The following is a 22583-nucleotide window of genomic DNA, read 5'->3' on the forward strand; positions in this document are numbered from 1 at the left end:
ACGTACTTCATGTGCGCGCTGCCCACTTGAGCCCCCGGCCGACCATCGTCGCCGTCTGCGGCCCCTCGAGGTCCGCGACGCCGTGGCCCAGGGCGCAGACGAAGACCCGTCCAGCGCCCCAGCGGCGCGTCCACACCACGGGGAACTCGACCGGGACGTCCCACGCGCCGGTGGTTCCGGGCACGAGCACGGACGTGGCCAGGACCGAGTTGTGCGCGTCCGTCAGCACCCAGTAGTGCTCGGTGACGACGTCGTAGTCGTCGATGCCCCTGGTGATCACCCCGTCCCGGTCCGGCATGGCGGCGATGCGCACGGTGAACTCCTGGAAACGGTCGGGGGGCCACAGCAGCCGGCCCCCGACCATCCGCAGGTAGCGTGCGTTGTGGACGCTCGCCCCGATGACGCCCCCGTGCCACCCGGCGAAGCCCGTGCCCGCCTCCACGGCCGCGACATGTTGACCTCCTGACTCGGGCTCAGCTCGCCTCCCGACCAGGAGTGCACGACGAGGTCGGTGGCGGCGAGCAGATCGGTGTCGTCGTAGACCGCCAGGTCCTCGCTGACCGAGACCTCGAACCCCGCCCGCTCCAGGCAGGGCCTGAACATCTCGGTGGAGCCGAACGGGTCGTGCTCCTCCCATCCGCCGCGGACGACCAGCACCCTTCGCGTTCTCATGTCGAGATCCCTTCTCACGCCGGTCTGCGGCACGAGCCGCGGACCGGCGTCGGCCGGACGGACGTGCGGGCCGGGAGGGACGGCCCATTGCCCGGGCTCGGCCCGGGCGGCGATCGTCTCCTCGTCGACCTCGATGCCCGGGCTGGGGCGTCGCCGAGGACGATGCCGCCGTCCGCGATCACCCGGACCACGGTGAGCCCGACGGGGACGACCCGGCATCCGGCCTGAAGCGCCGGCACGATGGACGCGTCGTGCTGGGCGTCCACCGTGGTGACCACGACCTCGTCGATGCCGTCGGTGCGAAGCCGCCGCTCGAAGTCACCGGGACGCCAGACCGCGGCCTGCGGTTCGCCCGCCTGAGCGAGCAGCCGCTGGTGATGGGCGATCCGCGCCGGGTTCGGGTCGCACAGGGCCGACACCCGAAACGCGGGTGCCCGGCCAGGGCGGTGGTGAACAACTGGGCGCGGGAACCGGTGCCCACCACGACGGCACGGGCTGGGCGGGCCTTCGTCATGCGGCACCCACCGGCCGGCCGTTGACCGTCACGCGGTGCACCGACAGGTCCCCGACGGACTGGAGCAGCATGTCCTGCGCGGCGTCCCGGAAGGTGAGCCGGTCGAGGCGGACACCGCTGACCGGTGTGTCGGGCAGCGCACGGATGCGCACCGGATACTCGCATCGGCCGCCCACCGACCAGCGCTCCGCCGAGAGGCGGGACACCTCGGCCGGCTGACTCCCGCCCGTTCCGCCGGCGTACTGGAAGGTCACCTCGAAGGGCACATACGTCCAGCCCGGCGCGTCGACGTCGGTGACGCGGACGTCCCGCACGTAACCACCGCGAGTGGGGGTGGACTTGACGTTGAGGACCGAGGCCACGGAGGCCTCGTCCAGGTTCGGGTCGGCCGGCAGGTACAGCCGCCGGGCGACCACGTCCGAGACACCGCCGCTCATCTCGCTGCCGATGGCCACCGCGGCTCCGCCGCTGAGGTACACGCAGTCCTGGATGCGGATGTGCCGGGAGGGCACGCCGACCCGTCGGCCGTCCTCGTCGCGGCCGGACTTGATGGCGATGCAGTCGTCGTGGGTGGCGAAGGTGACGCGCTCGACGGTGACGTCCTCGCACGAATCGGGGTCGCAGCCGTCGCTGTTGGGGCCCTCGCACTCGATCCGCACGTCGCGCACGGTGATGTGCCGGCTCAGCACCGGATGGATGTTCCAGAACGGGGAGTTGCGCAGCGTGACGCCCTCGATCAGGACGTTCCGGCAGGCGTAGGGCTGGATGAAGCTGGGGCGCAGGAAGTGCCCGCCGCCCAGGACGCGTTCGGTCACCGGGACGCCCCGCGCGCCCCACTCCTCCAGGATTGCCCAGTCCGTGCGCTCGTGGGGCATGCCGGGCTTCCAGCCGTACTGTCCGGAACCCTTCCACGGCCACCAGTGCGCGTTGTCGCCGCGCCCGTCGAGCACTCCGCGGCCGGTGACCGCGATGTCGTGCCGGCCGTAGGCGTAGATCAGGGGGGAGTAGTTGAGGACCTCGATGCCCTGCCACCGGGTCCGCACGACCGGCAGGTAGGCGGCCGGGTCGGTGCTGAACAGCACGGTCGCGCCCTCGGCGACGTGCAGGTCCACACCGCTGAGCAGGTGAATCGGACCAGTGGCCCAGCGGCCGGCGGGGATCAGCACATGCCCGCCGCCGGCGGCGTGGCAGGCCCGGACCGCCGCACGGATCGCGGCCGTGCAGTCGGTTGCGCCGTCGCCGACGGCCCCGTGGTCGGTGACGGGGAACCAGCGTCGGGGAAGTGCGGGCGGCCCCGGCCGGCGGCGGCCGCGCCGGTGGCGTGGGCCAGGGGGACGGCGGCGGCCGCCAGGGCGCCGAGGCGGAGAAGCTGTCTGCGTGCCGGATCACTCACGCTGTTGCCCCTCGGTGAGGTGGCGCGCAGGTGGTGGGCGGTCGCTTCAGGGCCCGGGCGGAGTGCCGGCCCCGGACTGGTCGGGCAGGTACCGTGCTGCCTCGCCCGCGGCGTGGTCGGCGAACATCGGTCCGGCGACGTCGGGGTCGCCGGAGCGCAGGACGTCCAGGAGTTCGGCGTGGTGCTCGGCCATCGCGCCCCAGCCGCCGGCGTAGCGCGGGTCGCCCAGGACGTGCAGGTCCCACAGGCTGGACTCGATCATGCGCCACAGGCGGATCAGCGCCGCGTTGCGGGCAGCCTCGCACACATGGCGGTGAAATGACATGTCGGCGTCGCGGAAGGCGCCGATGTCGTCCTTGGCCGCCGCCCGGCGCAGTCGCGTCACGTCGTCGCTGAGCAGCCGGGTGTGCTCGGCGTCCAGCCGGCCCGCCACCCGGCGGGCCGCGTACTCCTCGAACATCACCCGGATGTCCCGGATGTCCTGCGCCTGACGCTCGGAGACCCGTGCGACGTATGTGCCCCGATGCGGCTGGGAGATGACGAGCCCCTCGTACGCCAGCCGCTTGATCGCCTCCCGGCAAGGGGCCTGACTGGTGCCGAAGCCGCGTGCGATCTCCGCCTCCACCAGGCGTCGGCCTGGGGCGAGTTGCCCACCGACGATCCAGTCCCGCAGTTGGGTGTACACGTGGTCGGACAGCAACTGGCGGGGCACGCGGGGCGCGCCCGGCACGGGGCCGTCGCCCGTCCGGCCGGCTTCCCGGCGGGGCCGGCTGTTGCGTGGCCTGGCCGGCTCGGGCAGCTTGTCCTGCTGCTCCCGCCAGATCCGGGCGACCGTGGACTGGGACAGGCCCAGGGCGTCCGACAGGGCGCGGGTGGAGGGCACGGGCGCGCCGTCCCGCGCCTGTTCGAGTACGGCCGCCACCTGGGCCTCCGCCTCCTGCCGGGTGTCGCTGCGCGGGCGCCCCGCGCGAGGGGCGTCGCGCAGGCCGGCGATGCCCCGGCTCAGATAGCGGTCCCGCCACTTGGCCACCGTGGCGGGACTGACCCCGAGTCGCTGGGCGATCTCGGCATTGGTCAGCCCCTCGGCACAGGCCAGGACGATCCGGCTGCGCAGCCGGACCGCGCCGGGCGGTTGCTGCGAGAAGCCGGCCAGGGCGGCCCGGTCCTCCGCGCTGAGCTGGACGAACGCCGGGGGATCAGGAACGGTCATTGCCGCACCTCCTGGGATGCGCGAACTTGTGACTCGGACGCCGTGGGCGAAGGCTTCGACGGCGTCATCAACTTCAGGTTCAGCCTCACATATTGACGCCACATTGGCACGAACATATTAACTATCGTTGCTCGATCAGTGACCCACTAGATGGTGTGCACGCCCGGGAACGATGACACGTCCGATCCATGGCACGTCCGCGTCCCGCGCGGGCTCCCGAGCGAGACCGGCGCCGTCGCACTCGGGCCGACGGCGCCGACAGCACGAGTACCGCAGCTCTCACGACGCACTTGGAGGCACCCCCATGTCCGAGTTGTCCCGACGACACGTCCTGGCAGCGGCCGGAGCATCCGCGGCGGCGGTCGCGCTGGACGCCGGTGCCGCGCACGCCGTACCGGGCGCGGCGGACCCCGTACCGGGCGCGCCGGGGACCGGCCACGGCTCCAATCCGTTGCGGCTGTGGTACCAGGCCCCGGCCGAGGTGTGGCTGGAGGCACTGCCGGTCGGCTGCGGTCGGCTCGGCGCCATGGTCTTCGGCGGAGTGGCCACCGAGCGCCTGCAGTTGAACGAGGACAGTGTGTGGGCCGGCGGCCCGCACGACTACAACCCGCCCGGTGCGCTGGAGGCGCTGCCGGAGATCAGACGGCTGGTCTTCGACGACCAGTGGGGTGCGGCGCAGAGGCTGGCCGACGAGGCCTTCATGGGCACCCCGAGCGAACAGGCGCCCTATCAGCCGGTGGGCGACCTGCGACTGGTGTTCCCGGGGACGGAGGAGTACACGGATTATCACCGGGAGCTGGACCTGACCACGGCGATCACGAAGGTGACCTACGTCAGGGACGGGGTGCGTCACACCCGTGAGGTGTTCGCCGGCCTGCCCGACCAGGTCGTCGTCATGCGGCTGAGTGCCGACCGGCGTGCCTCGGTCTCGTTCGAGGCGGAGTTCTCCAGCCCGCAGGACAGCACCACCGGATCCGCGGGCGCCGCCACCATCCGGCTCGACGGCATCAGCACCGCGTGGGAGGGGCGCCCGGGCGCCGTGCGCTTCCAGGCCCGTGCCCGGGCGGAGGCCGACGGCGGAACGGTGCGCACCGAGGGAGGCCGGCTGATCGTCGACGGCGCCGACGCGGTGACCCTGCTGATCTCCATGGGTACGAGTTACCGCAGCTACCGCGACGCGGACGGCGACCAGGAGACGCCCGCGGGACGCCATCTCCAGCGCGCCTCGGCCAAACCGTACCGGGTGCTGCGCGAGGCGCACGTCAGGGACTACACGGCTCTCTTCGGCCGGGTCGACATCGACCTCGGCACCTCCGAGGCCGCCCTGCTGCCCACCGACGAGCGCATCGCGCGCAAGCAACCGGACACCGATCCGTCACTGGCCGCCCTGTACTTCCAGTACGGTCGCTACCTGCTGATCTCCAGCTCGCGCAGCCCGGGGTACGCGGCGAATCTGCAGGGCATCTGGAACGACAGCCTGAATCCTGCCTGGGAGTCGAAGTACACGCTCAACATCAATCTCGAGATGAACTACTGGCCCGCCGGGCCGGCCAACCTCGCGGAGTGCTGGGACCCGCTGTTCGACCTCGTGTCCGACCTGTCCGAGGCCGGTGCCGAGACCGCGCGGAAGATGTACGGCGCCAAGGGCTGGATGGTGCACCACAACACCGACGGCTGGCGCGGCACCGCGCCGGTCGACTTCGCCTTCTACGGGGTGTGGCCCACCGGTGGCGCCTGGCTGGCGGGCATCATCTGGGAGCGCTACCTCTACACCGGCGACAAGCGCACACTGCGGCAGCACTATCCGATGCTGAAGGGCGCCGTCGAGTTCTTCCTCGACACGCTTCAGGAAGACCCCAAGTCCGGCCACCTGGTGACCAATCCGTCGCACTCGCCCGAGGTGGGCCACCACGAGGTCGACGGCGAGAACGTCAGCATGTGCGCCGGCCCGACGATGGACATGCAGATCCTGCGGCAGCTCTTCACCGCGTTCGAGGGCGCGTCCGAGGCCCTGGGCGAGGACCCGGGCATGCGGCGTACCGTCTCCGTGACCCGCGAGCGGCTCGCCCCCACACAGGTCGGTCACCTCGGTCAGATCCAGGAGTGGCTGGAGGACTACGAAGGGGACGCCGCCCTCTCGCGCAGCCGGCACATCTCGCACCTGTGGGGCCTGTTCCCCGGTGAGGAGATCAACCCGCGTACCCGTCCCGAACTGGCTGCGGCGGCACGGCGTACGCTCGAGCTGCGCGGTGAGGCCGGTGCGGGATGGTCACTCGCCTGGAAGATCAACTTCTGGGCGCGGCTGCTCGACGGAGCCGAGGCGTACAAGCGGTTGACCAACCTGCTGGTCCCCGCCCGCACCGCGCCCAACATGTTCGACCTGCACCCGCCCTTCCAGATCGACGGCAACTTCGGCGGCACCTCCGGGATCACCGAGATGCTCCTGCAGAGCCATGCCGGCGAGGTCGCGCTGCTGCCCGCCCTGCCCGACGCGTGGCCCGCCGGCTCCTTCCGGGGGCTGCGGGCCCGCGGCGGCTTCGAGGTCGACCTGGAGTGGACGGCGGGCGGGGTCGCGCACGCCGAGGTGCGTTCCCTGCTCGGCAATCCGCTGCGGATCCGTACCCCGCACCCGGTGGATGTCGAGGGTGCCGAGGCCGACCGTCCCGAGGAGTGCGTCGTGTCGTTCGGCACGCGCCGCAACGGCCGGTACCGGCTGCGTTCAGCCGCCCAGTAGCGGCATCCACACCCGCATCGCGCCGTCGCCGCGGTTGTCCCACTGTAAGTAGGGCACCGCGGTGGCGGTGACGGGACGGTCGGTGTCCGCGGCGTGCGGGCCGCCGGCGGTGCGGTAGGGGAGCCCCGCCTCGTGCCCGCCCGTGACGGCCGCCGCCCGGGTGCGCAGTGCCACGGTGGGGCCGACGCCGTCCAGATCGGTGTGCGTGACCTCTTCGAACATGGCGTCCCGGAACAGCGCCAGGTGGTCGACCGGGACGCCGCCCTGCTGGTCGGTCTGCTCGAAGCAGTAGACCAGCGGGCCGCGTTCGACAGGTATGCCGGGGTGAAGCGTCGTTCCCATGCGATCGATGTTCCGTCAGCTCGTTTCCCGCGTGCGCCCGATCCTGCGCGCCGGTCCCGTCCTCGCGTCCTGCTCGCTCAGGTGGCCGACGCCCCTCCGCCACGGCGAACGGGGCCGGTACCGCGGGCGGCCGGCCGGTCGCACTCGCGCCGAACGGCACGGCAGGTGCCGTCTGCGCCGACACCACTGCGCCTCACCTTCGACTCGGCCGTCCGGCTCGGCACCGAAGGGCGCCTGACCGCGCACCGCGCCGACGGCGTCGCCGTGGACACCGTTGACCTGGCCGACCCCGCGACGTACCAGCGCCTCATCGCCGACGCACGCTCCGACTACGGCCAACCGCACCGCTGGAACTACGAGCCGGTCGTCGTCACCGGCCGCACCGCCACCGTCCTGCTGCACCGCACCCGCAAGCCCGGACAGCGCTACCACGTCACCGTGGACCCGGGCTTCTTCCTCGGCCACCGGGGCATCACCTCGCCGAACGAGTGGCGCTTCCGGACCGCGGACGCCCCGCGCTCCGGCATCCGGCACCTGCGTGTCGACGCCCGGGGCTGCGGTGACTTCTGCACCGTCCAGGGCGCCGTCGACTCCGTGCCGGAGGGCAACCGCGGCGAGGTCCGCATCGACGTGGCACCCGGCACGTACCGGGAGCTCGTCCACGTCGGCCCGTCGCGGCCCCACCTGCCGGTGCGCGGCGCCGGCGCCGGCCGTACCGTGATCGGCCACCCGAACAACAACTGCTCAACGGCGACTCCGCCATGGCCGACGTGCCGCCCGAGCAGAGGCACTGCCCGCGCCGGGTGCTGCCGCAGCCCGACAGGTTCAACTGCCGGCGCGCCGCCCCCCCGCACCGAGTTGTTCCACGCGGCACGCGAGTTGGACGCCACCGACATCCGCACCGTCGACGCCGGGCCGGAGGCGAGGTGAGCGAGGTCCTCCTCAACCGGCAGGAGGCGTGGGACCCCGTGAGTGAGCGAGGGCACCCGACGTTCCCAGCGTGCTCTCCCGCTTCTCCAGCCGGTAGCCCGGCCGGATACGCCGGCCTCGCTGCTCCCCGCCGTTCAGCTGGGCGAGGACCGACTCCACCGCCATACGGGCGATCGCCGCCTTGTCGGGTGAGACGGACGTCAAGGTCACCGCCCCGAACCGTCCCTCGGCCACGTCGTCGAAGCCCACCACCGCGACGTCCTCCGGCACCCGCAGTCCGCGTTCGGACACGGCGCGCAGAGCCCCGATCGCGATGAGGTCGTTGTAGGCGAACACGGCGTCCGGACGCAGGCCGGAGTCCAGCAGCCCGGCCATGGCCCGCGCGCCGTCGGCGTGCTCCCACCCGTCGGTCGCGGCCACCAGCCGGGAATCCGCGACGAGACCGGCGGCGTCGAGCTCGTCGCGCCACCCGCGCAGACGCAGATGCGCGGGCTGGCTGTGTCCTCGGCGGGCACCGATGAACGCCACGTTCCTGCGCCCCAGCCCGATGAGGTGCCGTACGGCGGCACGGGCCGCGGCCACGTTGTCGATGGCGATGTGGTCGTAGGGCAGGCCGTACTCCCGTTCGCCGAGCAGCACCAGCGGCACCTGCTCGGTCCGCGACCGCAGATCCTCCGCCTCCAGTTCGATGGGGCTGAGCACGAGACCGTCGATCACGCGTGTCCGGAATCCCCGACTGACGAGGATCTCCTGGTCCCGTCTGCCGCGGGTGTGGTCCAGCAGCACGGTGTAGTCGTGTTCTGCCGCCGCGTTGATGACCTCGGTGGCGAGTTCGGCGAAGTAGGGATTGCCGAGTTCGGGCAGGGCGAGAGCGATGATTCCGGTGCGCCCCTTGCGCAGGTGACGTGCCGTGAGGTTCGGCTGGTAGCCCAGCTCGTCGATGGATGCCTGAACCCGGGCGCGCATCGCGGGTGTGACGTGCTGGTAGTCGTTGACGACGTTCGAGACGGTCTTGATGGACACCCCCGCGTGTAAGGCGACGTCCTTGAGGCTGACCCGCATCGATGTTCCTTCCGCCACCCGACCGTCTGCCCGGGGCCGCGGACCGGTTCCTGGCGCCCAGGGGGAAGGCTCGCGCCAGGCTCGCATCGTTATACGTCGCGAGCCTTCCCGCTGACAAGGAGATTGTGCGGCGCCCACGGAGCACGGAACGTGGCCGGCAGCGTCAGACGAACCGCCACAGGTGGTCGGCGGTGCCGTTGTCCTCGTACTGGACGACGTGGGCGCTGTCGGCGGTGGACATGTTGTCGACGCCGAGCACCTTTCCACTGTGCCGGTTGCGTACGAGGAACCATCCCTCGCCGCGGTCCTCCAGGGTCCACAGGTGGTCGGCGGTGCCGTTGTCCTCGTACTGGACGACGTGGGCGCTGTTGGCGGTGGACATGTTGTCGACGCCGAGCACCTTTCCACTGTGCCCGTTGCGCACCAGGAACCAACCCTCGCCCTTGTCGATCAGCTGCCAGGCATGGTCGCCGGTACCGGAGTTGTCGAACTGGACGACGTGGGCGCTGTTGGCGGTCGACATGCCGTCCACGGCGAGGACCTTGCTGCTGTGCTTGTTCAGAATCCGCCGGAACGGCGGTTCGGGAGTCCAGGCGTGCCCGTCCTCGGTGGCGGTGGGGAAGGCGCAGACGCGCAGGCGCGCGGCCCCCATGGGAATGAGGGTGACCGTCTCCACGGGCGCGTCGCTGCGGGCCGGACTCTGCTGCAGGGGTGCGACGACCCGCTCGGTGTCCGCGATCCAGCCGTCGATCGGCCGGGCCTGCGCCGTGATCCGTACGGGGACGGTGCCGTGGGTGAAGGGATTGTCGGCGACCGGGCCGTCCAGCGGCTGGAACGAGAGGGGGGCGTCGGGTACGAGCCCGTAGTTCCAGGGGGTGGTGGCGTGTACCTCGTACTCAGGGAAGGTGTCACCGCCCGCGTAGCGCTCGTAGCGCTCGCCGATCCGCAGCGCGTAGCTGAGCGGCCCGCGATCGACGCCGACCGCACCGCGCTGGGCGGACCAGGTGCGCAGTACGGTGCGCTGCGGAAGCCGCAGGGTCACCGTGTCCCCGTCGCGCCAGGCGCGCTCGACGCGTGCGAAGGCTGGGCCGCGCGGTGCCGCGACCGCCCTGCCGTTGACCTCGAGTTCCGGATCGGGACACCAGCCCGGTATGCGCAGGAGCAGGGGGAAGGAAACGCGCTGTCCGGTGGAGACCGTCAGCCGGACGGTCTCGGAGAAGGGGTAGTCGGTCTCTTCCCGCACCCCGACCCGTACCCCCTTTCCGACCTCGGCGGTCACCTCGCAGGGAGCGTACAGGGCCGCGGCGAGCCCGCCGTCCGGCGTGCCGAGCCACAGCTCCTCGCTGAAGTACGGCCAGCCCATTCCGTAGTTGTGCGGGCAACAGCGGTATTGGTCGACGCCGGGCTGGTAGGACTGCATGGCGAAACCGTTCTGGAACTGCCCCTGGGTCTTGCGGTCCTTGCCGAGGTCGACGCAGTTGGCGCTCGTGATGTAATGCACGCCCTTTCCGGCGGGGTCGAGGGAGGCGGGAAGGAGGTTGAAGGCCAGGTCCTCGCACCGGTCGGCCCAGACCGGATCGCCGGTGGTGCGGGTGAGCAGTTGGTGACTGGCCATGAACTCGACGATGCCGCAGGTCTCGAAGCCCTGCCGCGGGTCGGTGAAGCCGGGGCGGATGTTCTCGTCCCCCGCGAAGCCGCCACCGGGGAACTGGCCGTATCCCTTCAGCACCTGTTCGTACGTGCGGTAGGTGGCCCGGATCAGCTCCGGGTCGCCCGTCAGCTGCGCGTACTGGGCCGGTTCCCGGAATCCCTGCGCGATGTTGACGTTGTGCTGGTCGGGCAGGTCGCCCGTCCAGTCGGCGCCGTAGGTGTGCATCTTTCCGGCGAGGCCGAGCAGGAAGGTGTCGCCGGTGCGGCGGTGCAGCCACGCGGCGATGTCCAGTCCGTCGCCCCACCGCAACGATACCCAGCTGGAGTCGAAGGCACCTTGGCCCTGGCCGTTCATGTAGCGCAGGAAGCGGGTCATGAACGGCACGATGCGGCGGTCACCCGAGTACTCCTCCCAGGTGCGCAGGGCCATGAGCAGGGGGAGGAAGGGCCAGAAGTCCGGCCCTCCGTCGAGTGCCGTGCGCAGGGCCCTGGGACCGAAGAACCCGTCCGGCTGCTGGGTGGCGAGGACGGCGTCGATCCATCTGCGGGCGTTGGCGAGCGCGTCCTGGTCCTTCGTGGCGATGGCGAGCGGTACGTATCCGCGCAGCCAGTAGGGCAGTTCCTCCCAGCCGCCGTTCTCCGGGTGGACCCAGCCGGACGTGGCGAAGTCGAGGAAGTGGGAGACTTCCTCGTAGCGGCCGCACAGTCCCGTCAGCTGGAGCCTCAGTTGACCGGCGAGCCAGCCGTGCGCGGCGATGCTGCCCGGCGGCAGCCTGAGCAGCGCGTCCGGCGCCAGGGCCCGGTGCGCGGCGGACGGGGCCGCGGGTGCCGCCGACGCGGACGCGGCGACGTACGGGGGGACGGCCGATGCCGCAGTCACGATCAGGGCGGTGTCGCGCAGGAGGCGTCGTCTGGGCAAGGACATGTGGATCCTCCGGTCGGTGGCGGGGCCCTCGTCGGTGGGCGGGCGTGAGCGACAGGGGTCACGGTTCGGACGCGCAGGCGGGACGGGTGTGCGCCTACAACGTTGGAAAGGAGCCCCTGGCATGACAGCACGCCCGGACTTGGCCGTCCAGGGACATGACAAAGGGGCGATCCTTTGTCTCGATCCCGCCCTTCGGGCAGCCCCTTCCACTGGGTACTCGCGCAGGGAGGCCGGCCGCCCGAGCACGGCGGCGAGTTCGTCAGCCGAGGGCACCGTCCTCCGCATGGGCGTGGCCCATGGCGGTGGCGATGGCCTCGGCCAGAGAGGGGAGGGACCAGTAGGCGGAGTGGGTCCACAGGCCGTCCGAGGCCGCGTGGGGGAGGGACACGTCGACCGGCGTGCTTCCGTCGTGCAGGCGGAAGACGGTCGACGCGGCGAACGCCAGCATGTCCAGGGGTTCCCAGAGGTTGGTCCAGCGGCTCAGTGAGGGCGGCAGCGTGACGCCCTGCCCGCCGGCGTAGGGCGCGAGTTGACCGCCGCGCGGGTCGCAGACGTGGAAGAACGCGGCCTGGGAGCCGAACGTCAGCAGGGAGCTCGTCCACAGTGGTGCGGAGGCGGTGGCCATGTCCACCGCGATGACTCCGCCGAGGCTGTGGGCGACGACCCGGACCGGACGGTCCGGACCCCGGCCCAGGGCCGGATCCACCGCATCGATCGCCTCGCGCACGCGGGCGTGGATCTTCGCCTGATGCCGCTGGTAGACGAGCACGTCTCCCAGGAACCGGGTCGTGGCAGGGCCCAGGCGGCTGCGCAGCAGGTGGTTCAGCCGGCCCGCCACGGCCTCGATCGCCGCGCCGGCCACCCGGTCGAGGTCGCGCAGTCGGCGCCGTACCAGCGCGCGCAGTCGGCCGTCCTCAGGAGCAGTGGCACGAAGACCGTCGTAGGAGTCGTCCAGGGGTTCGCCCGCACGTTCCGCGATGTCCGCGGTGTCCGAGACGGCGTTCGCCAGGGCGTGGCCGACCTCGGCGAGCAGCGCCGGGTCGTCGGCGTGACACAGCCACTCGGTCCGGGGCCATTCCTCCCGCAGAAGTTCGAGGACGTCCTCCACCGCGGGGGCGGAGGAGGGCGGGCCGCCCGCCCGGAGACCCGAGTCGGCCGGTGGGGAGGCGTACTGCTCGCGTACGGCCGCCTCGACGGCGGTCAGCCGGGCGGCGGGTTCGAGTGCGGTGGGGCCGTGGTCGAGCAGGGCCGAGCGGGCCAGGGGAGGGGCGCCGGGGTCCTGAGGGACAGGGGTGCCGTCCCGCAGACCCTCGTCCGCGGGGTACCGGCGAAGTGCTGCAGTGGAGGGGAGCGTTGCGCGGATGTGTTCTTCCTGGGCACCCAGATCACCCCAGAAGACCGGGACCAGTTCCACCCCGGCCGCGTCCTGCAGGGCAGCGACTTCCCGGGCGAAATCGTCACGGTCGCGGTGGGCCACGCCGTGGATGACGAAGGCCGGGTCCTTCAGATGCCCCGGAGGACGGGCGTGGGCGTCAACGGTCATGGGAGAGGCACTCCTTGGGCATGGCTCGGGGGAGGCGTGGCGCGGGCGGTGGGACTGCCGTAGACCGCGTAGGCGAGTCGGGTGGGATCGCCGTCGTCGCTGCGGGTGACGCGGCGGGCCTCGAGGGCTGCCCGCCCGAGCGGCTGCCCCTCGGTGACCAACTGGTAGTAGAACGCGTCGGCGAAGGTGAGCGCGGAGTCCGAACGCACCGGCCACAGAGACCCGATGAACGCTCCGGCCCCGGCCTGCAGGAACTGCGAGCCCCAACTGAGCGTCCCGGCGAACCAGTCGATCTCACCTGCGCTGCGGCAGGCGTTGAAGAACACCAGAGGATGGGTGGCCTGGAGCGCACCCCGCTGCTTGGGAAGGGAGAGGTCGACCGGGGTGAAGTCGCCGTCGGCCATGACCACCCGGGACCCGCCGCTGTCGAAGGTGTTGTGGCAGGCGAAGTGGAGCAGGCCGCCCAGCCCTTGGTCGATGAGGTCGCCGAGCGCCTCCTGGTCGGTGACGATGCCCCCGTACGCCACGGCGTCCGGCAGCCGCTGCCGTAGCTGTTCGACCTCCTGGCGGGCCTCGGGCGGCGAGCCCGGCGGCACCACGAACGTGGCCCGCGGCAGCGGGAGCCGGCTCACTCTGGGTTGGCCGAACACCTGGCGGACCACAGGCAGCCACTCGGCGAGAAAGCCGTCGCCTTCCTGGCTCCCGTCGACGGGATACATCAACTCCCAGGGCACGGCGTTGTGCTCGCCCAGGATCGTCACGGAGGTGAAGTCCCGGACCTCCTCCCAGAACTGCCGGCGCACCGCGTCGGGCACCGCCGCGGCCCACAACTCGGCGCCCAGCGCGCGCAGCCGGTCCTGCGCCCGCCGGGGGTGGAGCCGGCCCGGGTGCAGGGACGCGGCGGCGGTGCGGCGCAGTTCGTCGTAGATGCGCTCGGTCGCCTCCCGCGGGTCGCCGGCGCGCATGTGGAAGGACTCCGGGGCATAGCGCGTCTCGCTCAACAGCTGGAAGGAGAACGTGCCGTCGGAGTCCCGCAGGACCTGCAGCGTGGCCTCGCCCGGGTCGGTGGTCAGCGGGGCCAGCGGGGCGGTGTGCGTGGGGCCGTCCCGGCCGGGGGTGTCGACCCGTACGGAGATCTGGACGCGGAGTTCGCCGAGACAGGAGCCGCCGAGGTAGGCCCGCACGATGACGGTGTGCAGCCCGGCCACCGTGGTGCGCAGCCCGAACCGCAGGACCTCGGAGTCCTGACCGGCGCTCACCGTCAGCTCCTGCTGGAGGTGACCGAGGGTGAGGAGGCCCGGAGCGTGCACGCTGATCACCAGGCGGGTGCCGCCGTCCGCGACGGTGAAAGGGCTCAAGGGGGTGCTGACCGACTCGTGAGCCGCCCGCACGACTTGGACGTGCAGGGGCACTTCCCAGCCGGGCGGCGCCTGTTCGGCCAGCTCGACCATGAGGTGGCGAGGCTCGGGAGCCCCCGGCAGGCGGGCAGGGGAACGGGGCCCGGTCAGCACGTCACCGGGGGAGTTGACAGAGGCCTCCGTCACCTTCCCCTCCGCCGTCAGTTGCCTGAGGACCTTCTCCAGCGCCTCCTTCTCCTTCTCGGTGAACGGTGCGGGCACCCGGCGGCGGTCCGCCGGGGGCTCCTCGCGGTCGTCGGATCCGGCCACCGGACGGTCGGCGCCGGTGCCCCGGAGATGGGCGGTGGCGTCCGAGCGCAGTTGTGCGGCGATGGTGGGGTGACCGGTGAAGAGCAGGGCCAGACGCATCGCCAGCACGCTCTTGCGGTCCGTGTCCGGGGTGGTTTCGATGCGGTGCAGCAGATCTTCGATCGTGGCGCGGGTGGACGGCCATGCGGTCCCGAAGTGGTCCGGCATGCCGCCCCAGTTGGTGCGCACGACGGTGACGACCTGGTCCACGAACGCCTGGGCGTCGTCGGGCACGGTCACTCTCCCATGAAGACGAAGGGGGCCCAGTAGAACGAGTTCGAGAAAGGGCGGGTTCCGGGGTCGTCGAGACCGAATCGTGCGGCGCTCGCCGCGGCGGTCGCGGTGGCGGACGGGCCGCTGTGCGGGGGAGTGCCACCTGGTTCCGGCCGATCCACGTCCGGTCCGTCGGTGTCCAGGCGCTCCGCCTCGCGCAGAAAGCGCTGGTGCAGTTCGGCACAGGTGACCGTGGCGAGCCAGAGCTGGGCGCGGGCCAGAGCGCGGATCGGCGGCATGGGGCCTTCGCCGGTGCGTTCGTCGCCGCGCAGGTGCAATGTGTAGAAGCGCTCCATGAGCAGGGTCGTGGACAGGTCGTCGACCGGCCAGAGGGCGCCGATGACACCGGGAGTGCCGGCGGACATGATCGCCGTGGGGAGCCCTACGACCTCGTCGATGGCCCCCGATCGGGAGCCGACCGCGCTCTGGCACGCGGACAGCACGACGAGCCGGGCCCCGGCGAAGGGGCGCTCGCGAGCGATCTCCTCCAGCGTCAGGTCCTCGGTGCCCGCCAGTTGCAGCGTCGGGTTGTTGCCGCCGAACTCCAGGGCGCCGTGGCAGGCGAGATGGACGTACGTGGCCTCGGACGCCGCCCGCAGGGCCCCGGGCTTGGTCGCCTGCTCCTCGTACAGCGTGGTACATGTCGCGAACAGTGGGGCGACACGGCTCAGTTCGAGGGAGGCGAAGCGCAGCGGCGCGGGGTGCGGGAGCGGATTGCCGACCCCGGCCAGTGCCGGAGCGCCCCAGGTGCGGTGGACGCGGTCCCGGGCGTGCCGCACGGCGCGGGCGGAGGCGGCGAAACCGACGTCGACGTCGTTCAGGAGGCAGCGCCGCTCTGGGCCTTCGTCGTAGTAGGCGGTGTGCAGCGGCAGGGAGAGCAGGGTGCCGCAGGGAATCAGGGTCACTCGGCCTGCGCCCAGGCCGGCCAGGGCGCGGGCGAGCCGGGCGACGACCCGGCGGCCGAGCATGTCGATGCCGCCGTCCTCGTCGAGTCCCGTGCGGGTGATCGAGCCGGGTACGTCCCAATAGCCGGACGTCAGCGCGGAGGAGCCGTCCGGGAAGGTCGTCTGGACGAGGTTGTACTGGCGCATCAGGAAGCCGCTGACGATCGGGTAGAGCGCGTCGGCGGAGGACGAGCGGTGCAGCAGGCGATCGATGTCGTCCTGGGTGACGTCGCACCACAGGGGATGGATCTCGACCGTGCCGGCGCCCGGCTCGGAGCGGGTCAGCAGGAGGGTCAGGGTTCCCCACGGCGTGGTGTTGACGTAGGCGAGCGGGGCGTCCGGCTCCACGGCCGCCGTGACGGTCTCCCAGTCGGGGGTGTCCAGGAAGTCCTCGTGGCCGTCGATCGCGCGGATGCGTTCGACGACCCCGGTGAGTTGGGCGCGGGCGGCGCGGACCTCCTCGGCGAGCTCGATGAGCGCGGTGCCCCGCGCCCGGTCGTCTTCGGGCGGGCCGTCCTCCTCGGCGGCGATGCCGTCATACGCGCCGTCCTCGACGTCGGCCTCGCTGCCGCTGAGGTCCGGGTCGCCGACGAGGTCCCGGTCCTGCACACGCCGCAGCCGTTCGCAGGCCTCGCGATAGGCCGCGTACAGGTCCGGATGCCCGTTCCGCAGCCCCGCCAGGTCCGTGTGGTCCCGGTCCAGGGCCTCGCCCAGGGCCCGGGCGCGGCCGCGTTCCAGCGTCACCACCGCTTCCCGGAGCCGGCCGTCGCGGGCCATGGCGTAGGACGCCCAGCGCGTGACCGTGCCCGATCCGGAGAGGTGCGTCCGGGAGGCTGCCGTGAGCGAGGGGGCGATCAGGCTCTCCAGTGCCTCCAGCGCGGTACCGAAGGCCTCGGCTGCGGCGGGCCAGCGTCCCAGGTCGCCCAGCGCCTGGCCCAGTTCGGCGGCGACGTGCATACAGCCGTCCGGGCGGTTGTCGACCGAGTAGTGCGCCAGCAGGGAGCGGTAGAGGGCCGCGCGCTCCTCGGTGCTGGGCTGCCCGGACAGTTCGGTGCGCCGCTGCAGGGCCATCGCGAGGGTGAGGCGGTTGCGGGCCCAGGCCTCGGGGTCGGCCAACCGGTCGTGCACCGCCGAGGTCGAGTGCAGCATGGCGATGGCCCGCTCGGCGTACTCCGCCGCGTCGTTCCCCGCCCACTGGATGTACATGGCCGCCAGCCTGTCCGTGGTCCGGGCCCATGGGACGGGCATGGCTTCGCGGGTGCGGACCGTGAGCGCGTCCTCCAGGTGCCGGGCCGCCTGCTCCAGCTCCCTCGGGTTCGGCGCCCCCGGGCTGTCGCCGGCACCGTGGACCAGCCCGAGATTCGTCTTGAGCGACGCCCACAGCGTCGGGAAGCGCTCCCGGGTGGCGCCCCGGAGTGCCGTCTCCAGATGGCTGATGGCCAGTCGGCGGTTGGCGGGCCGGGCACCAGTGATCCGGTAGTCGTAGGCGGCGGCCAGGGCCTGGTGGGTGAGGGCGCAGTTGTACGCGTCGGACTCGGCGTCGATGTGGAGCAGTGACTCCTGGAGGTGGCCGATGGCGCGCTCCAGGTTCTCGGCCCGGTCACCGTGCACACGGTGACTGTAGAGGAGGCCGATGCCGTGCCGGGCGCCCGACCAGGCGCCGGGATCCAGCTCCGGGGTGAGGGTGGCGAGCAGATCCTGGTAGGTGACGAGAGCGGTCTCGGTGTTCTCGGCATGGTTTCCCGCGATGCGGTGGCTGTAGGCCTGCGCCAGCTGGGTCATGGCGGTGGGCCAGCGTCGCCAGCCCGAGCCGTGGTCACGGACCGCGAGGGCGGACTCGTAGCAGGCGATGGCCCGTTCGAGGTTGGTCCGGCGTGCGCCGTGCGCACGGGAGACGTAGCACGTGCCGAGGCGGAGCTGGGCGTCGGCCCAGCGGGTGGGCTCCCGGTCCCTGTCGTGTCCGCGCACCGAGGCCAGGAGGTGGGCGATGGCCGCCTCCGTGTTGCGCTGGGCGTCCTCTGAGACGTCGTCGAGCAGGCGGCGGGCATAGCTGTACTCGGCGTGCGCCCGGTCCGGACTCCCGCACAGGTCGCGCACCGCGTACTGGAACGCGTCGGTCAGCTGGCCTGCGTGAACGGTGAGGTGGCGTCCGCCCGCAACCGCAGTGGCCGCCGGAACCGCCGAAGCCGCCGGGACCCCCTCCAGCCGGGTCAGCAACGACTCCTGGGCCGACTGACCGTCGCCGTCCTGGAAGTCGCCGCCGTCCCGCAGAGCCCGGTAGGTGTCGATTCCGGAGTGCAGGGCCGCGCGGGCCCGTTCGCGGTTGCGCTGCGGGTCCCCGTGCGGGGTACGCGTCAGCCCGTAGGCGTACAGGCCCTGAGCCGCGGCCGACAGGCGGCGCAGCCCGGTGTTCTCCGGTGCCTGCGGCAGGAGCGAGAGCAGACGGTGACAGGCCAGGACGAGGGCCGGCGGCTCGTCCAGTGCTCTGAGTACGGCGTCCATCATGGCTTCGAGGTTCGCCGTGGCGCTGTGGCTCTCCCCACTCGCCTCCGTCGTACGCGTGTTCATCATGGAGTCGGCGCGACGGTCAACGTGACCGTGCGATTGAGGTCGATGTCGCGGTGAGGAGCGTGCCGGGCGTCACCGCCGGCGGTGGTGAAGGAACTGAGCGGACGCCCGCTGTGGTCGCTCAGCGTGCGGACCGCGACCATCGCCCGCCACAGGGCCAGCGGCGAACCGCCGCTCACATCGGCACCGGGCACGGCGGCCACATGCCCCACCACTTTCACCGTGGCGTCCTGCCCCGCCAGTCGCCGTCCCAACTCGGCCAGTGCGGCAGCGCCTTCAGGCGTGAGCTGCTCGCCGCCGACGAAGAGCGCTTCCTGGAAGACGACCCGGACCGAACCCGTGTGCCGCTCGACGCGCACCCCCGGGAAGGACAGCGCGCGGTCCAAGCCGGCGACCTGGGCTGCCAACTCGCCACGACGTTGTCCGGCACCGTCCTCCAGCTCCGCCACACGTGCCGCGAGCTTCTCGGCGCGCCGTGTCGCCCGGTCGGCCCGCGCGGTGGCCCGGTCGGCGCGCTGCTCGGCCGAGGTGGAATCCGACGCCGAAGGGGAGTCGAACGCATCGGCCAGGGCCACTCCGGCGAACGAGGCGGCACAGGCCGCCACCAGCGCCACCGCTCCCAGCCGCGCGCCCTTGCCGACCCGGGGCCGGGCCGGGCTGCGCCCTGACCGGATCCGGGCGACCAGGGCGCGTCCCGCCGCCGCATCGCGGTCCTGCGGGTCCGCGGCCTGCACCCGCTCCCAGCAGCGGTCGGCCTCCTCGAACTCCCCGCACTGCGCGTGGACACGGGCCAGCAGATCCAGTACGTCCCTGGGGGGTGCCGCGGACGAGCCCGTGACGTCCTCCAGCAGCCGCCTCGCCGCCGCAAGGTCACCTGATCGGGCGGCCGACTGGGCCTGGACCAGGAGGAGTTCCTCGCCCAGAGCGCCGTGCAGCGGGGTGTCCGCGGCATCCGGTGTGTCCGGGCGCCGCGGAGCGCCCAGGGGGCTCGTTGACGTGCTGGAATCGGTCGGAGGTCGGGTCTCGGTCACCGGCTCATCCCTTCGTCAGGCCGCCGATCTGGACCTGCGTGTTCACCGGCAGCAGCTGGAGCAGAGCGGCGTTGACATCGGCAAGGGTGGCACGGTCGTTGGCGGGCAGGGCCCGCTCGCCGCGTGCGAGCAGGGAGTCGGCCTGGTCCCGGGAGGACATCTCGTGGCGCACGGCACGCAGCGAACGGAACTGTACGGCCTCCAACTGCCCCGTGGCCTGCAGCAGCGCGACGTACAGCTGTGCCACGCCTTCCTTGGCCCGCTCCAGCGCCGCCGGATCGCCGCCCGCCAGTGCCTCGTCGGCCTGGGCCCGCAGGTCCGCAAGTTCCGCGCGAAGCTCGGCATTGCCGCTCTCGGTGACGAGCAGGGTGCACATGCGCAGCAGCTCCAGCAACTCCTGCTCGTCCCCGGGCTGGTCGAGCTCCTTCTCCGCGGAGTCCAGCTCCTTCTCCAGATAGAGCAGAAGGCTCTCGGCCGCCGAAGCCGCCCCGATGTCCGAGTCGGCCCTGGCCGCCAGTCGCTCCACCTCGGGCAGCACCTTCTCGCCGTCGAGCTTGGCCAGCCGCGCCCCGGCGGCCGGCGAACCCGCCTGCGCCACCCTGATCTGCAGCTCCGCGAGTCGCTGCCGTACCCCGCCCAGGCGCTGCTCCAGCACCACCTGCTCCGGTGGTCGTACTCCGGACAGGTCGACCTCTGCCTCGAACTGCGTGTCCACCAGCGAGACGTCGGCGATCACGGTGATGCGCCGGGAGGCGTCGGCCTCGAAAGTCACCACGACCTCGCTGCCGGCCGGCAGATCGATCGTGACGTCCCGTCGCCGGATGACCAACTCGCCCACGGAGTGGTTGCGTTCGGCGCGGGACTGCTCGCCCTCGGCCACTGGGATCCTGATGACCGCGTCGGGTGCGGAGTGGCTGAGCGGGATACTCGTCCGGAACACCTGCGTATTGCGCGTCGGCAACTGGGTTCCCTTGCGCAGTACGGCGTCGAAGCCGCCATCGGCCGTGCCGATGCCCAGGGACTGGGTGAGCACCTCGCCGGGGGTCTCCAGATCGCTGTGCGTGAAGGTCAGGGTGTCCGGGGACAGCCGCTGTGCCACGCCGTCCGCGTCCGTCAGCTGGACGGTGAAGGCCGAGGCGGCGTGCGCGTCGATGCTCACGTCGGTGACGAACTTCCCGTCCGGGCGTACGGCGACCTTCGGGCTGACAAACGGCGGCTTGCCCTGTGGGTTCGCCAGCACCACCGAGTAGCGCGTCCAGTCGACGTCCTCGACGCTGTGCAGCACCCCGCCGACCGGGGGGTTGGTGGTGGTGACGCGCGGCTCGTAGTGCAGGTCGACGGTGAACTCCCCGGCCTTGGCGGGGCGGGGCACCCGGTCCTTGACCCGGACCGTGCCGGCGAACACGGCCGCGCCGCGCGCCACGACCGTCGTCGCGTCCTGACTGTGGTCCACCTCGATGCCGAGGCCGTGCCGCGGGTCGGCGAGGTGCTCGCGCAGCCCCGGAGCGAGCGTGGCGCCGCCCACCAGCAGGAGCCGGTCGATGTCGTCGGGGCGGAGATTGCCCTCGGTGAGCGCGTCGCGGCAGCGGTTGACGGCGCGGGTGTAGTAGGGCGTGGTGATGTCCTCCAGGGCGCCGCGCGTAAGGGTGTACTCGAAGGGTTCGGTGCCGCCGGAGCCGGTGTCGAGCTCGACGTCCACCGAAGCGGACTCCCGCCTGGACAGCTCGATCTTGGCGCTCTCGGCGGCCCACTTGAGCTTGGCGAAGTTGGCCGTCCACCGCTTGTTGTCTCGGGTGAAGTCCGCCAGCCCCAGGTCACGGACGACCGCGGGCACCAGCAGCCGCTCGACCAGCGCCCAGTCGATGACCTTGCCACCCAGGTGGGGGTCGCCGGCGTGGTTGAGGACCTGCAGGTCGCCGTCCCGCTTGCTGACGATCGCGGCGTCGAAAGTGCCGCCGCCGAAGTCGAACACCAGCCAGTAGGCGCGGTCCGAGGCATCCTGGTACCCGTAGGCGATGGCGGCCGCCGTGGGCTCCTGGACCAGCGGGCAATGCTTGCCGAGTCCGGCCAGCTCCGCCGCCCGACCGGTCGCCGAGCTCTGGTGGAGCGCGAACGCGGCGGGGACGGTGATGACGGCGGCCCCGGGTGGCTCGCCGCAGTGCGAGGCCGCGTCGGCCCGCAGTGACTTGAGGACCTCGGCGGACAGCTGCTCCGGGGTCAGGGACACATCGGCTCTCGCGAAGTGGCGTTCAGCGCCTGCGACGCCCATCTCCAACTTGAATTCGGCGTGGGCGTTGGCGGGATCGGACTCGACCCGCTGTTTGGCCTTGCCGCCCACATGCACTTCACCGGGCTTGGGCATCCAGACCGCCGAGGGGGTGACGTCCCAGTCGTGGACGTTCTTGATCACCCGTACCGAGCCGTTCTCAGCCACGGCGATGGCGCTGGTGGTGGTGCCGAGGTCGATGCCGAAGTCGACGGTCTCACGCATCATCGTTCTCCTGGTGGTCGTGTCCAAAGGGGTCGGGCTCCGCAGGGGCGGGCCGGTCCTGGGACACGGCGGCGGGCCGGCGGACGATCACCTTTCCCGTCTGGACACGGCGGTCATGGACGTAGACACAGGGCTCCAGGGTCTCCTTGACGTACTCCCCGCTCCCCTCGCCCAGCGCGGGGTCGTCCACGAAGCCCAGCACCTCCAGGGACAGCCCGGAGTGGAACGGCGCCCCGTCATGGTCCTGGACGACCAGTCCCGTCTCGTCGAGCAGGGTGAGCGCCGTGCCGACGTGCCGTCCCGCCTGCCGGACGCCCTTGGGTTCGGGGTCCCCGGGGCCATCGAGCCTCTTGCGTGCCCGCCACAAGTACGTGGCGACACGGACCAGTTCGGCCGCCTCGATCGGTGCGGTGGACGCTGTCTCCGGCTCTGCCGTGACCGGCGGGGACGCGTCCAGCGGTGGCGTCTCCTGTGCGAGCCGCCGCAGCGCCCGCTGCTGGTCCGGACTCCATCGCGGCGGCGGGATACGGAAGGCGCGGTGGTGGCGCCCCTGCCGCAGGGAACCCCGTACACGGCGCAGCACATGTTTCATGAC

Annotated in this window: 15 protein-coding genes; 2 read left to right on the plus strand and 13 right to left on the minus strand. The window is 71.9% G+C overall.

Features of this window, described 5'->3' with window-relative positions; all coding sequences use genetic code 11:
* Positions 1-7: 7 nt before the first annotated feature.
* The 4 genes from ACFYZ3_RS22375 to ACFYZ3_RS22390 form a co-directional block, all read right to left on the minus strand.
* On the minus strand, positions 8-442 hold the full coding sequence (locus tag ACFYZ3_RS22375) for a ThuA domain-containing protein (protein ID WP_388520438.1): 435 nt from the start codon (positions 440-442) through the stop codon (positions 8-10).
* A 244-nt stretch (positions 443-686) separates the two neighbouring features.
* The gene (locus ACFYZ3_RS22380; RefSeq protein ID WP_388520440.1) at positions 687-1091 is read right to left on the minus strand and encodes a hypothetical protein; all 405 of its coding nucleotides are present in this window, start codon (positions 1089-1091) and stop codon (positions 687-689) included.
* 91 nt (positions 1092-1182) lie between these two features.
* On the minus strand, positions 1183-2352 hold the full coding sequence (locus ACFYZ3_RS22385; RefSeq protein ID WP_388520443.1) for a glycoside hydrolase family 28 protein: 1170 nt from the start codon (positions 2350-2352) through the stop codon (positions 1183-1185).
* A gap of 273 nt (positions 2353-2625) precedes the next feature.
* Positions 2626-3789 carry a GntR family transcriptional regulator gene (locus ACFYZ3_RS22390; protein WP_388520446.1) on the minus strand — a complete coding sequence of 388 codons (1164 nt, stop codon included), beginning with the start codon at positions 3787-3789 and terminating at the stop codon, positions 2626-2628.
* Between the two features lie 304 nt (positions 3790-4093).
* On the opposite strand from ACFYZ3_RS22390, the gene ACFYZ3_RS22395 reads away from it, so the two are divergent.
* Positions 4094-6523: a glycoside hydrolase N-terminal domain-containing protein gene (locus ACFYZ3_RS22395; protein WP_388520449.1), complete on the plus strand. Its 2430-nt coding sequence runs from the start codon at positions 4094-4096 to the stop codon at positions 6521-6523.
* Here the strand turns inward: ACFYZ3_RS22395 and ACFYZ3_RS22400 are convergent.
* Complete coding sequence (locus ACFYZ3_RS22400; protein WP_388520451.1) at positions 6509-6865, minus strand: hypothetical protein; 357 nt, start codon at positions 6863-6865, stop codon at positions 6509-6511. The genes ACFYZ3_RS22395 and ACFYZ3_RS22400 overlap by 15 nt on opposite strands.
* Positions 6866-7030: 165 nt before the next feature.
* Between ACFYZ3_RS22400 and ACFYZ3_RS22405 the strand changes: the two genes are divergently transcribed.
* Positions 7031-7795, plus strand: coding sequence for a pectinesterase family protein (locus tag ACFYZ3_RS22405; protein ID WP_388520452.1), 765 nt, complete (start codon positions 7031-7033; stop codon positions 7793-7795).
* 12 nt (positions 7796-7807) lie between these two features.
* Here the strand turns inward: ACFYZ3_RS22405 and ACFYZ3_RS22410 are convergent, their stop codons facing one another.
* From ACFYZ3_RS22410 to ACFYZ3_RS22445, 8 genes are all read right to left on the minus strand, one after another.
* The gene (locus ACFYZ3_RS22410; RefSeq protein WP_388520454.1) at positions 7808-8857 is read right to left on the minus strand and encodes a LacI family DNA-binding transcriptional regulator; all 1050 of its coding nucleotides are present in this window, start codon (positions 8855-8857) and stop codon (positions 7808-7810) included.
* Between the two features lie 163 nt (positions 8858-9020).
* Positions 9021-11432: an RICIN domain-containing protein gene (locus ACFYZ3_RS22415; RefSeq protein ID WP_388520457.1), complete on the minus strand. Its 2412-nt coding sequence runs from the start codon at positions 11430-11432 to the stop codon at positions 9021-9023.
* Between the two features lie 259 nt (positions 11433-11691).
* Positions 11692-12975 (minus strand): hypothetical protein, encoded by a 1284-nt coding sequence (locus tag ACFYZ3_RS22420; protein WP_388520460.1) that lies wholly within the window; start codon positions 12973-12975, stop codon positions 11692-11694.
* Positions 12972-14915 carry a CHAT domain-containing protein gene (locus ACFYZ3_RS22425; protein WP_388520463.1) on the minus strand — a complete coding sequence of 648 codons (1944 nt, stop codon included), beginning with the start codon at positions 14913-14915 and terminating at the stop codon, positions 12972-12974. Before ACFYZ3_RS22425 ends, ACFYZ3_RS22420 begins: the two co-directional genes overlap by 4 nt.
* A gap of 2 nt (positions 14916-14917) precedes the next feature.
* Positions 14918-18469, minus strand: coding sequence for a CHAT domain-containing protein (locus ACFYZ3_RS22430; RefSeq protein ID WP_388520466.1), 3552 nt, complete (start codon positions 18467-18469; stop codon positions 14918-14920).
* Positions 18466-19497 carry a hypothetical protein gene (locus ACFYZ3_RS22435; protein WP_388520469.1) on the minus strand — a complete coding sequence of 344 codons (1032 nt, stop codon included), beginning with the start codon at positions 19495-19497 and terminating at the stop codon, positions 18466-18468. Before ACFYZ3_RS22435 ends, ACFYZ3_RS22430 begins: the two co-directional genes overlap by 4 nt.
* A gap of 4 nt (positions 19498-19501) precedes the next feature.
* Positions 19502-21991: an Hsp70 family protein gene (locus ACFYZ3_RS22440; protein WP_388520472.1), complete on the minus strand. Its 2490-nt coding sequence runs from the start codon at positions 21989-21991 to the stop codon at positions 19502-19504.
* Positions 21981-22580, minus strand: coding sequence for a hypothetical protein (locus ACFYZ3_RS22445; protein WP_388520474.1), 600 nt, complete (start codon positions 22578-22580; stop codon positions 21981-21983). The genes ACFYZ3_RS22440 and ACFYZ3_RS22445 overlap by 11 nt, the downstream gene beginning before the upstream one ends.
* Between the last annotated feature and the right edge of the window lie 3 nt (positions 22581-22583).

This window comes from Streptomyces sp. NPDC001599, assembly GCF_042893535.1.
Lineage (GTDB): Bacteria > Actinomycetota > Actinomycetes > Streptomycetales > Streptomycetaceae > Streptomyces.